This is a genomic window from Vreelandella hamiltonii (assembly GCF_014651795.1).
Taxonomy (GTDB): Bacteria; Pseudomonadota; Gammaproteobacteria; order Pseudomonadales; family Halomonadaceae; genus Vreelandella; species Vreelandella hamiltonii.
In genome coordinates, this window is the sequence record NZ_BMXO01000001.1 from 225,283 (window position 1) to 236,828 (window position 11,546).

16 protein-coding genes are annotated in these 11,546 nt (G+C 55.0%); 10 read left to right on the plus strand and 6 right to left on the minus strand.

Annotated elements, in window-relative coordinates; translation table 11 throughout:
- The first annotated feature begins 12 nt into the window (after positions 1-12).
- On the plus strand, positions 13-150 hold the full coding sequence (locus IE061_RS01150; RefSeq protein ID WP_193460742.1) for a GpE family phage tail protein: 138 nt from the start codon (positions 13-15) through the stop codon (positions 148-150).
- The gene (locus IE061_RS01155) at positions 140-2,728 is read left to right on the plus strand and encodes a phage tail tape measure protein (protein WP_193460743.1); all 2,589 of its coding nucleotides are present in this window, start codon (positions 140-142) and stop codon (positions 2,726-2,728) included. Before IE061_RS01150 ends, IE061_RS01155 begins: the two co-directional genes overlap by 11 nt.
- Here IE061_RS01155 and IE061_RS01160 read toward each other — a convergent pair.
- A complete protein-coding gene (locus IE061_RS01160) occupies positions 2,725-3,120 on the minus strand; it encodes a hypothetical protein (RefSeq protein ID WP_193460744.1) in 396 nt (131 codons plus the stop codon). The two genes, IE061_RS01155 and IE061_RS01160, sit on opposite strands and share 4 nt — an antisense overlap.
- 16 nt (positions 3,121-3,136) lie before the next feature.
- On the opposite strand from IE061_RS01160, the gene IE061_RS01165 reads away from it, so the two are divergent.
- Together IE061_RS01165 and IE061_RS01170 are read left to right on the plus strand one after the other, a co-directional pair.
- Positions 3,137-3,562: a phage tail protein gene (locus IE061_RS01165; protein WP_230478362.1), complete on the plus strand. Its 426-nt coding sequence runs from the start codon at positions 3,137-3,139 to the stop codon at positions 3,560-3,562.
- Entirely contained in the window at positions 3,559-4,545 is a 987-nt protein-coding gene (locus IE061_RS01170) for a phage late control D family protein (protein WP_193460746.1), read from the plus strand. Before IE061_RS01165 ends, IE061_RS01170 begins: the two co-directional genes overlap by 4 nt.
- Positions 4,546-4,550: 5 nt before the next feature.
- Here IE061_RS01170 and IE061_RS01175 read toward each other — a convergent pair whose 3' ends face one another.
- Both IE061_RS01175 and IE061_RS01180 read right to left on the minus strand, forming a co-directional pair.
- On the minus strand, positions 4,551-5,237 hold the full coding sequence (locus tag IE061_RS01175) for a hypothetical protein (RefSeq protein WP_193460747.1): 687 nt from the start codon (positions 5,235-5,237) through the stop codon (positions 4,551-4,553).
- Positions 5,238-5,432: 195 nt separating this feature from the next.
- Positions 5,433-5,783 (minus strand): LexA family transcriptional regulator, encoded by a 351-nt coding sequence (locus IE061_RS01180; protein ID WP_193460748.1) that lies wholly within the window; start codon positions 5,781-5,783, stop codon positions 5,433-5,435.
- 478 nt (positions 5,784-6,261) lie between these two features.
- Between IE061_RS01180 and IE061_RS01185 the strand changes: the two genes are divergently transcribed.
- Positions 6,262-7,203 (plus strand): DNA cytosine methyltransferase, encoded by a 942-nt coding sequence (locus IE061_RS01185; RefSeq protein ID WP_193460749.1) that lies wholly within the window; start codon positions 6,262-6,264, stop codon positions 7,201-7,203.
- Here the strand turns inward: IE061_RS01185 and IE061_RS01190 are convergent, their stop codons facing one another.
- The 3 genes from IE061_RS01190 to IE061_RS01200 are packed head-to-tail and all read right to left on the minus strand — an operon-like array spanning position 7,204 to position 9,989.
- On the minus strand, positions 7,204-8,184 hold the full coding sequence (locus IE061_RS01190) for a hypothetical protein (protein WP_193460750.1): 981 nt from the start codon (positions 8,182-8,184) through the stop codon (positions 7,204-7,206).
- Positions 8,185-9,294 (minus strand): ParB N-terminal domain-containing protein, encoded by a 1,110-nt coding sequence (locus tag IE061_RS01195; RefSeq protein ID WP_193460751.1) that lies wholly within the window; start codon positions 9,292-9,294, stop codon positions 8,185-8,187.
- A gap of 29 nt (positions 9,295-9,323) precedes the next feature.
- Positions 9,324-9,989 carry an XRE family transcriptional regulator gene (locus tag IE061_RS01200; RefSeq protein ID WP_193460752.1) on the minus strand — a complete coding sequence of 222 codons (666 nt, stop codon included), beginning with the start codon at positions 9,987-9,989 and terminating at the stop codon, positions 9,324-9,326.
- Positions 9,990-10,081: 92 nt separating this feature from the next.
- On the opposite strand from IE061_RS01200, the gene IE061_RS01205 reads away from it, so the two are divergent.
- The 5 genes from IE061_RS01205 to IE061_RS01225 are packed head-to-tail and all read left to right on the plus strand — an operon-like array spanning position 10,082 to position 11,412.
- Positions 10,082-10,408 (plus strand): hypothetical protein, encoded by a 327-nt coding sequence (locus IE061_RS01205; protein WP_193460753.1) that lies wholly within the window; start codon positions 10,082-10,084, stop codon positions 10,406-10,408.
- A gap of 45 nt (positions 10,409-10,453) precedes the next feature.
- Positions 10,454-10,660: a hypothetical protein gene (locus tag IE061_RS01210; RefSeq protein ID WP_193460754.1), complete on the plus strand. Its 207-nt coding sequence runs from the start codon at positions 10,454-10,456 to the stop codon at positions 10,658-10,660.
- A 25-nt stretch (positions 10,661-10,685) separates the two neighbouring features.
- Positions 10,686-10,889 (plus strand): hypothetical protein, encoded by a 204-nt coding sequence (locus IE061_RS01215; protein ID WP_193460755.1) that lies wholly within the window; start codon positions 10,686-10,688, stop codon positions 10,887-10,889.
- A 38-nt stretch (positions 10,890-10,927) separates the two neighbouring features.
- Complete coding sequence (locus IE061_RS01220; RefSeq protein WP_193460756.1) at positions 10,928-11,128, plus strand: hypothetical protein; 201 nt, start codon at positions 10,928-10,930, stop codon at positions 11,126-11,128.
- Positions 11,128-11,412 carry an Ogr/Delta-like zinc finger protein gene (locus IE061_RS01225; protein WP_193460757.1) on the plus strand — a complete coding sequence of 95 codons (285 nt, stop codon included), beginning with the start codon at positions 11,128-11,130 and terminating at the stop codon, positions 11,410-11,412. Before IE061_RS01220 ends, IE061_RS01225 begins: the two co-directional genes overlap by 1 nt.
- The last annotated feature ends 134 nt before the right edge of the window (positions 11,413-11,546 follow it).

The following is an 11,546-nucleotide window of genomic DNA, read 5'->3' on the forward strand; positions in this document are numbered from 1 at the left end:
GTAGAAGACGCGATGGCGGACCTCGCCATCGTCTTCCACTGGACCCCGCAAGACTGCGCCGACTTCACCCTGCGCGAACTCATGGCCTGGCGAGAACGAGCGCGCAAACGCAGCACCACCACAGACACCGGGAGCCAGCGTGGCAGGTAACAACCTCAGGCTACAGGTCATACTGAACGCCGTTGATAGAGCCACCCGCCCGCTGCGGGCCATCGAGCGCGCCTCCCAGGGCGCCTCGCAAGCCATCCGCGACAACCGCGAACGGCTAAGGCAGTTGCAGGCCACCCAGAAAGACATCAGCTCCTTTCGCAACCTCACCCGGCAATCCTCCCAAACCGCCACCGCCCTGCGGGAACAGCAGGCGCACATTCGCCGCCTCTCGCAGCAAATGCGCTCCCAGCAGGGCGACAGCGCCGCTCTACGAGCCGAACGCCAGCGCGCCATCACCCAGGCGCGCACCCTTACCCGCCGCGTGGACGAAGAACGCCAGCAGCTACAGCGGCTGCGCACCACGCTCAGCAACAACGGCATCAGCACCGCCCACCTGGCCCGCGACCAACGGCGGTTGGCCAGCGACATCCAGCGGGCCAACACCGCCGTGGACGAGCAGCGCAACCGCCTCAAACGGCTAGCCGAACAGCAGCGCAACACCGCCCGCGCCCGTGGCCAATACGACCGCACCATGAACCTGCGCAACAGCATGGCCGGTACCGGCGCAGGCATGGTCGCCAGCGGCGGCAGCGCCCTGTACGCCGGAGCGCGCCTCATGGCCCCCGGCGTCTCCTGGGCAGAACAGATGAGCACCCTGCAAGCCGTGGGCCGCTTCACCGCCGACGACGAACGCTACCAGGCCCTACGCCAGCAATCCCGCGAGCTGGGCGGCAGCACCGCCTTCAGCGCGACCGAAGTAGGCAGCGGGCAAGAGTTCCTGTTGCGGGCAGGCATGAGCAGCGAGGCCATTCGCGCCTCCATGCGCGATGTGCTCGACCTGGCCCTGGCCAATAACACCGAGCTGGGCCGCGCTGCGGATATCGCCTCCAACATCGCCGGGGCGTTCAAAGTCGATATGGAAGCCGATGGCAGCATGGCAAGGGTGGCGGACATCCTCTCCGGCACCGCCAGCCGCGCCAACGTCAACCTCGAAATGCTCGGCGAAACCATGAAATACCTCGGTGGCGCCGAAGACCTCAAGTTGACCATGGAACAAGCCGCCGCCATGGCAGGTGTGCTCGGCAACATCGGCATTCAAGGCAGCCAAGCGGGCACCACCATGCGCGCCATGATGAACAGGCTCACCAACCCCGCCAACAAAGGGGCCGCCGCCATTGAAGGCATGGGCCTGGAAGTCGCCGATGCCAATGGCAACCTGCGCGCCATGCCCGAGATCCTCCGCGACATCGCCCAGGCCACGGCCGAGCTAGGCAACGTGGAGCGCAAGGCCATCATGCAGGACATCTTCGGGGTCGAGGCAGGCTCCGGCATGTCCGAATTGGTCGATGCCATGGGCAGCGGCCAGCTCAGCCAGATCCTCGATGCCCTGGGCGACAACATGGGGGAAAACGCCCGCATGGCCAGCACCATGGCCGACAACATCGGCGGCGACCTCAAATCCCTGCGCAGCGCCTGGGAAGAGGTCGGCATTTCCATCACCGACACCAACGACGGCCCCCTGCGTGAACTCATCCAGAGCGTGACCACCCTCACCCGTGGCATCGGCCAATGGATCAACGCCAACCCCCGCCTGGCAGGCACCCTGGCCAGAATCGGCGCCACGCTGGCCGTGCTGGTCACCGCAGGCGGCGCCCTCACGCTCATGCTGGCCTCCATCCTCGGCCCCATCGCCATGGTGCGCTTCGGCATGGCCATGGTAGGGCCACAAGTGCTGATGGCAGGCAAAGCCCTGCTCTGGCTGGGCGGCGTGTTTCGGGCGCTCACGCTGTTCCTGGTGGCCAACCCCATCGGTCTGGCCATCACCGCCATCGCCACCGCCGCCTACCTCATCTACCGCTACTGGGAACCCATCAAAGCCTTCTTCCAGGGCCTGTGGCAGCAGGTAAACACCGCCTTTGGCGAAGGCATCGGCGCCGTCGCCCAACTGCTGGCCAACTGGTCGCCGCTGGGCCTGCTGTACCGGGGCATCACCACCGCGCTCACCGCCCTGGGCGTGGAGATCCCCGAGCAATTCCGCTCGCTGGGCAGCGCCATCGTGGATGGCCTGATGAGTGGGCTCTCCGGCAAGCTCGGCGAGCTACGCGAAAGCGTGGTGGGCATGGCAGGCAACGTGCGCAGCTGGTTCGCCAACGTCCTGGACATCAACAGCCCCTCCCGCGTGTTCACCCAACTGGGCGGCTACACGGTGGATGGCCTGAACCAGGGCCTGGACGCTCAACGCGACGAACCTGCCCGCCGTGTGCAAGAGATCGCCCGACGCGTCACCCGCGCCGGTGCCGGGCTGGCGTTAAGCGCCGCCACCTTGCCAGCGGCAGCAATGCCCAGCATCGAGCAGCAAACGCCCATTCAGTTCGATACCCGACCGCCGCTCACTGCTGCCAGTAACCAGGCCAGCGGTTTCACGATGGGCGATATCAACATCAACGTCACTCCCGCCCCTGGAATGAACGAACAGCAACTCGCCCAGTACGTGGCGCAGGAAGTGCAGCGCGCCCTCACCAATGCCCAGCGCGACGCCCAGGCACGGCAGCGTTCGTCGTTACGTGATAACGATTAATCCTGATCAGGGAGGCTAAATGCCAGATATGTACCGCAAACTAGCAGAATCATTAGACCGTAGAACATCAGGGCAGCGGAGTTCCCCAACCAAACAAGAAGCTCATGAGCCAGCAAAGAGTCTTTCATTCCAGTAAGGAAGAAATCGATTATGGCCATTCCCAAACCAGCAAGAAGTGACATTTGAGCATAGCGATGTTTGAAAGGCTGCCCCCTACTCGTAACGCCTATTACAGCACCAACAAATAGAAATAGTCCGCCTAGTTCCGATTCAATAATGATATCCATTGAAAGCGTCTTGCTCACACTTATTAAAGATACGAGCCACAAAACGAAGACAAGTCCAAATACAGCTAATCCACCATAATGTGCTACTGATAAAGGTTTACTCATGTTAATGGCCCTAGGTATGTTTGTGTTTGAAATCCGCTCAGTTCCTTACCAAGAACTGAAACGCATCACTGAGTGGCGTCACGCGAGCCAATCTCGCGTGGGTGAACGCCCTGCGTATCAGTACATCGGCCAAGGGATTGATACCATTAATCTTTCCGGCACCCTGCTACCCACCTTCACCGGCGGCCGCTTTAGCCTGGATGAGATCCGCGAGATGGCCAACCAGGGCAACGCCTGGCCGCTGGTCGAAGGTACCGGCCGCCAGTACGGCCTTTGGGTCGTCACCCGCGTGGAAGAAACCAGCACCCACTTCTTCCGCGACGGTGCCGCAGAGAAAATCGAGTTCATCCTCACCCTCGAGCACGTCGACGATGAACGCACCGACCTGATAGGCCGCCTGGTGCTGCCCGCCATGGCACGGCTAGCCGGAGGCTTCGTATGAACGCCTACCCTAAAGCGAGCTACCGCATCACACTGGACGGCACCGACATCACCCCGCGCATCAACGGCCGGCTGGTGAGCCTCACCCTGCGCGAGCAGCGCGGGCTGGAGGCGGACCAGTTGGATATCACCCTGGCAGACCACGACGGCCAGCTCGCCATTCCCCCACGCGGGGCAGAGTTGCAAGTGGCGTTTGGCTGGCAGGAGGAAGGGCTGGTGGATAAGGGCCGCTTTACGGTGGATGAAGTGCAGCACACCGGCACGCCGGATCAGCTCACCATCCGCGCCCGCTCGGCGGATATGCGCGGGCAACTGCCCGGCAAGCGCACCCAAGGCTGGCACGATGTCACGCTGGGCGAGATCGTCACCACCATCGCAGGCCGCAATAGCTTAGAGCCGGTGGTGGCTGCCGCGCTCAACGGCATCCGCATTGGCCACATCGACCAAACCGACGAATCCGACCTCAACTTTCTCACCCGCCTGGGCGAACGGTACGACGCCATTGCCGCCATCAAAGCCGGGCGCATGCTGTTCACGGTGGCAGGCCAAGGGCTCACCGCCAGCGGCCGTGCCATGCCCGCCATCACCCTCACCCGCCGCGACGGCGACCAACACCGCTACAGCGTGACCGACCGCGACGCCTACAGCGGCGTAAAGGCCTACTGGAACGACACACGAGGCGCAGAGCGCCACACCGTACTGGCAGGCACAGAAGAGAACGCCAAACAGCTGCGCCCCACCTACGCCACCGAAGACGACGCCCTGGCCGCCGCCCGCGCCGAATGGCAACGCATCCAACGCGGCCTGGCAGAGTTCGAACTCACCCTCGCCCTCGGCCGCCCCGACCTGCTGCCCGAAACCCCGCTCACGCTAACGGGCTTCAAGCCTCAGATCGACGCCACTGCCTGGCTGATGAGCGAGGTCACACACTCGCTGAATGATGAAGGGTTGGGGACGGTGGTACGGTGTGAGGTGAAGGGTTAAAGGCATTAGCGGCTATAAACAATTTTATCGATCCTACTATTTGGAACCACAATAACTTTATCACTTCCGGTATCGATAACATGATAATCGCCAATCTTACCTAAAAGTCCATATTCAACGTCATCTCCTACTAGAAAAACAGCTGCATCTCTATATTCACTCTCAAGATCTCCTCTTGCGAAAAACTGAGAACCCGGCAAAGCCATCAACAATCCAAGCAATACGATCGAAGAATAAACAAACGCACTTTTCTTGGTTCCAAATACCTCATCTAATCTTAAGGGAGACAAGAGATAGCCAATTCCATATTTTGTGAAATGACAACAATTAACAAAAACCACTAAAAATGCCACATCCCAAGAAGCAGGCAACGCACTAGCGGAAAAAATACTCAAAGAAAAAATGGCAAAAAGAATACAAAATCCTTTTAATGGACTACCTTCAAATCTCATGTAATCGCCATCTTCTTTAAAAACAAAGAAACCAAAAATCATCGCCACAAACAATAAAAAAAGTGGCAAACTGATGGCCATTGATAGCACTAATATATCTTGAATTGAGAAGTATCCTGAAGGATCAACTCCTATTGTCCTCCAGTAAGTATAGAAGCTAAGCAATGCTGCAAACTGAAGATAAATAAAAATGGCTAGTGAAGCATTGAACACTTTTTTACCTAAAGAGGTAACTTCCATAGCTTTTCTCGTCAATAAAGAATATTGAATGGATCATAACAAAAACCCCCAGCCATTCCATGGCCGGGGGTATCAGTGCCGCAACCTTCTGGCGAGGCGGAATCCGTCCCGCGTGCTTCCAAGCGACTGATTTATGGTCTCAAAAAATCACGCGGGCGGCTGTAAGCCATCGCTGATTCGTGTGTAAGAAATTGCCTACAACGCCCAGCACCGCGCCTGCCTCACCACCACCCCACGAAACTGCGTCGCGGTGATGAAGCACCCTTCGCCACCCAAGGGGGGCAATAGGCGGCAGCGACTGCCCACGCGGTGGGTTCTGAAGAGCCGGTACTCGCCCTCTACCTCCGCCACCACCAGATCCGCGTGGCCATACGAGCGCGCTTCATCCACCACCAGCACGTCGCCTTCCATCCATGGCCCACCGGGGTGCACCTCATCGCTGATCTCCACCAGAAAACAGGTCGGCGGGAATTTTCGCCGGTCCATCTCCGCTACCGCCGGGTGCTCCACACCCACCACGGCAGGCCCCAAGTAGGTCACTCGCATGCTGTTGCCCTGTGCTAGCTCCACATTTGGCGACGTACCATGGCATTGGCACGTCACGCCCCTAATGCCTTATACTGTATAAGAAGCCAGTATTTAACAAGGGTTATGGAAAGGCACTTTCAGCCAATAAGATGTGGGCACCATGGATGCACTGCTCGGGCAGATAGTAAAAGACAAGGTAAGGCACGGCACACTTGGGCCTACCGGAAACAAAGACTCCTGGCAGCTCCGCTGTGCGAGCCCTAGCCACGGCGCACTGGGATGGTCTGACGAAGGCGTATACGGATGAAGGGGCGGTGAAAAGAGCGCTGACCACATCATTGGTGAGGCACTCAAATGGCGTGAAATAACGCTATGACGCAAGAACGCAATGAAGAAATAACGCACAAGGGGTGTGCCAACGCCATCAGGGAGCGTTAGAATCCCACCTTCTCGAATATCACCATCCCGAGAGGGAGCTAAGGTTTAGGACGACGTCATGCCAACAGCAGTGTCACTTTTCTCAGGTTGCGGGGGCTCCGACGCTGGCATCATCAATGCTGGCTTTGATGTGCTGATGGCCAACGATGTGTTGGCCTATGCAAAGGCAGTTTATGAGCACAACCACCCAGAGACTGACTACCGCCCTGGAAGCATAAGCAAAATAGAACATTTCCCTGATGCAGAGTTACTGGTGGGCTGCTACCCATGCCAAGGGTTTAGCCAAGGCGGCGTGCGTGATGCTGGCCGCCAAATCAATACCCTCTATCTCGAGTTTGCCCGTGCCCTGAACCAAATCAGGCCCAAAGCATTCATCGTTGAAAATGTATCGGGTATGGTGCGTAAAAATTACGCTCACCTGCTGCAGGATCAGCTTCGCGTGTTCACTGAAGCTGGCTATAACGTTTCATTTCAAATACTTAACTCGTCAGATTTCGGCGTTGCTCAGGAACGCAAGAGAATTTTCATCGTCGGGATTCGTGACGATTTTGGGATCGAATACGAGTTCCCCCAACCGACTCATGGCATCTTGGGCGGGCCAGCTAAAGCCACCATAGAAGACGCCATTGGCGGTATGCCTGAGTGGCCGGAAGGTGAGTTTTACGATCTCGATTTTCACTGGTACTACCTCTCCAGAAATCGCCGGAACGGCTGGAAGGAGCAGTCAAAAACGATCGTCGCCAATCCACGCCACATGCCCCTGCACCCGATGAGCCCCCCGTTGGAGAAGCTCGAGCACAACGTATGGCGTTTCACGCATGATGGACCTGCTCGCCGTTTTAGTTATCGCGAGGCAGCGAGGCTGCAAGGATTTGTGGGCCTAGAGTTTCCGGAACATAAGTCAGATAGCATGAGTATGCGCTATAAGGTTGTGGGCAATGCTGTACCACCGCCTCTATTTGAGGCAGTGGCTCGTGCGTTACCAGATATCTGGAACTAATTATCCAAAATAGGATACCTGCATATTAGAGACTTCTTCTGCTATTCTACTTGCTTCTGGAATATCGATATCATCAATGACACCAGATAGAAGCCTAAGAATTCTTTTTCTATCAATTAAAATAACGTCCCCTATTCTAACCCCTTTATTCCATTTACCATTTATATTTCTCATATCATGCGGCATAAAATAAAAATTAGCCGCAGGGTGTTGAGGGGTAATCATACTATTCATAGAAGCGGGGCTGGCCTCTAACTGTTTTTTATCCCAATCTTTGGGAGAACAACCGCACTGAGCAAATACAACAGGGATATGACCCAAAGAATCACCAAGAGGCATAAAAGCAACCACATCCAAGCCGCCATCACCTGTATCTTGCGGATCAAAATCAGATAAAGGTGCAACATACCTTGGGTTAATATCTTTGGCTAATGATTGCATCTTATTACCTAGCGAACCAACGTAGCCTAAACCAGTTTGTTGATGAGCACCAAAAGGCCTAACCTCCCATCCTGGCAATATTTTTTGCAAAGCTAAAAAACCTAGCTCCTCAAAGGCACCTGTCACATCATTTCTTCTTCCCCCTGCACAATATTTCAACGCAGAACAAACCAATAAAAAAAGATACAAATAATGCCCTTTGTTACCTCGCTCTAACGCTAATTCTAAAAAGCCATCCTCAAATGAAAATGGCCAAAAGTCAGGAATCTGCTTTTCTCTAATTTTCAAGACCTTGCTTATATCGGCCCACTTTACACTTATCTTATCATCAAAATTTAAATTACCACCAGCAGATCCAAAATCAAGATCCACTCTAACATCTTCAAACTCACTTGAAATATCATCATGCTGGCCTATGCTATAAGATTTATCCTGACTTATAACACATAGTAGCTCAACATAGTCTGCCCACAAATAGGTATGTGCATGGCTGGGTACCTCAGTATAACCGACTATCAAATCGTGTAAGTCATTAGCCATTTACTCAACTCCCTTAATAACCTTTTTCCTACGTGAGACTGTGAAGGCTAATGCTGCGGTTTTTTCGTCTATAGAGCCGATCAAGAAACTATGATCTTTATCTATTTCCTCCACATTTGAAATAATATCAAAAGCTTGATCTATATTTTTTAGCGCCCCTTCCAAAAGATCCTTTAATACTTGCGATGGACCTTCCGTATGAATAAACGCTAAGTCGATGTCTTTCTCTTTATTTAAAACCTCGATAGCATCACCACCATGCGCGGTTATAGCTGCAAGCTTTCTCAGATTCCTGGACTCACCCAAAATGGTTTCACCAAGCTGGTTCTGAACAAACATCCATGACAAAAGACTCTTTAAATTACTCTTGTTTAACTCTTTAGCTTCAACATCTAACCTGCTTGCCAATCCCAAATACTCAGCAATACCTTTATAAGAAATAGACGTAGTTAAAACCCCAAAGTCGACATCATCGTTATGGAGCCCAGAAAGGCCAAAAAACTCCTCATCTTGCGCCACATTCAAAATTCTTAAACTAGTTAATATTTGCGCAACATAGTCAGGCCTGCTACCAATTTCCTTAGCAATCAATCTACATTGATCTTGGATTTCAAAATCATTATAAAAAGTATCCCTCAGCTCTTTAACATACATTGCTTTAGAGAGAGGATCCCAACGCTTGGCGCCAGTTATATGCCTGTAGCCCAAGTATCTTAGAATATCTCGCCTTTCTTTAAAAATAAGGCAAGGAACCTCTGTAGGCCGATGCTTAGCCTCTCGAATCACCTCTTCTATTGACGCCTTATTCTTTTTTGCTGAAATATCACCATTAAGTATTTTCAGCGCCGAAAGCCTTCTATTACCTTCTACAACTAAAAAGCTACCATCTACATCGGGAGTAACCAAAAGTTGTTCGCCGTCAAAATATCCTTGCTCAGAAATAGAGCCCATTAACTCCAAGATATTTTCACGGCGAATCATTCGATCAACAATTTCTTCTTCTGGCTGATTTTGATCACCGAAATATCTAGCAAATCGAGGATTTTTTGGGTCAAACTTCAACAAGTTCAAAGGTAAAGTTTTTCTTTTACCTTTTGGAGTATCAGCCATAGTCTCATTCCTACTAAAAAATTAAAAAACTAAACCACCCGCCCAATCCGAATCTCACACCGCCCCAAGATCTCCACATCGTGCATATCCTGAGGCTTAATCATCTCCGGCTGGTAGTGGTCGTTATCGCTAATCAAATACAGCGCCCCGCCCGCCAAGCGCTGCACCCGCTTGATGCGCCGCTCACCGCTCACCAACAGCAGGAATACCCCTTCCTGCTTCGGATCGCGGGCCGCCCGGTTCACCAGCACCCAATCGCCATCAGCCAGGGTGCCGTCCATCGAATCGCCGCGCACTTTGATGCCCACCACCTGGGCAGGGTCGAGCCCCTGCTCGGCCAGCTCGCTGCTAGGAAAATGAAGGGTGGTTTTGATCGGCTCACCCTCGAAACTACGACCAGCGCCCGCAGCAGCTTCGATGTCGTACATCTTGATGGGTGAAAGCTCTGCCGATGGTTCACTTAACGCAACCCCAAGAGGTTGAGCAGTGGCAGTTCCTGAACGTTGGCCTTTGAGCACGTAAAAGACATCTACGCCCTCATCAGAAACGGCGGAAAGATAGGAAGAATCAGGGCTGCTGGCACCTTTTTCATATTTGATCTGGGTGGTTTTTCCTACACCCCCAATCTGCGCAAGGGCCGTTTGACTCAACCCAATCCGCTCACGTTCTTCTCTAAGGCGCTCGCCAATGCTCATTTTTATGAACCATCCTTATTGACAGGTTCATTTTTGTGAACCATTCTATTCATGTCTTTCACTTCGATACACATGCAAAAGGAACCACTGCCATGGTCACCATCATTGCCACGATCTTCGTACCGCCTTCCGCCACCACCCTGTTTCGCGGGGTAGAGGTAGAGCTGGACCGCTGTTCGCCACATACCCGCGATGCCATTGAAATGGCATTGACCCAGGGCACGGATAAGCCCAACCCGCTGGCCGATCTCGAAGCGCTGGAAGAACGCGCCACTGCCCAGGCCGTCGGCCAGCTCGCTGCCACGATGCTGGCCCATAACGCCTCGAGCGATCAGGTAGAAGACGCCCTGTGCGAACTGCGCACCCACATGGATGAGCACTTCCTGCAGCGCAAGCTGGTGCGCTTGTACGAGCGCTAAACCGCTACGGCCCAAGTTATTCACTCTGATACGGAAGCCTAACCCATGCCTTCGCCCAACGCTATTGCCCCAAAGCCAATTTATGCCCCCAAGGGCTGCACCAGCACCGTGCTCACGCGCATGACCGAAGACGAGCGCGCCGACCTGGAGCGCATTGCCGAGCTGGAAATGCGCTCGCTCTCGGCCACCGCGCGCATGCTCATGCTGCGCGGCATCGCCGAATATGACCAAGACACGCTGAATGCCGAATGACCCTGCCTGCATAAGGATGTTTGCCATGTACCAGGACCCCAAACGTGTGCGCACCCGCTACGCCGCTCTCAATCTGGATCAGTACGAGGCCCGGCTGATCGACGCGCTAGTGGATTACACCGGCATCGAACGGGCATCGCTGCTGCGCCAACTGGTGCTGAAGGAAGCACTGGAGACGCTGGGCGTTGCGGAACTCTCTACCCGCACTGTGCCCCAGCAGGCGTCGTAAAGGCAGGGCTTTTTGAGGCCCTCAAGGAGCATTGAAGTATGGCTGACCAACCGGCACGCAGCGAACGCCTCCCGCTGAACGCCCAGCTAGAGGCCGTGCTGCAGCAGGTGTGCGAACAGCAGGAATTAACCAGCCTGGACGAAGCCGCCGAATGGCTACTGCGACGGCGCTTACGCAAGGGCACCCAAGGGCTCACCGGCCGCGGCCGTGCCTTGTACCCGGTAGGGAGAAACCATTGATGTCGAGCGCTTCCAAGCACCGTATGCCCTGCCCTCACTGCGGCCACAGCATGCGCATCCGCAAAAGCCAGGGGCTTACACCGGTGTACCGCGAAGCCATCGTGGAGTGCCGCAACGTGGAGTGTGGCTTTCGGGGCAAAGCGGGTATCGAGGTCACCAACACCCTGACCCCCAGCGATATCCCGAACGTGCGGGTACACCTGCCCTACGCCCCACGCTTGATTCAGCAGATGCAGTTGGACATCACCCGCCCAGCCGCCAACGACGAATGTTATGAGGGTTAAGACGATGCAGAAAGACGCTCATCCCCCCCGGCCACCACGGCCACCACGGCCACAACGCCCCTTTCGGCCTGGGTTCCATGCCCGGCCGAAAGGGGGGTCTCACGGCCCTGTTGGGGCCGTGACCTAACCCCAAG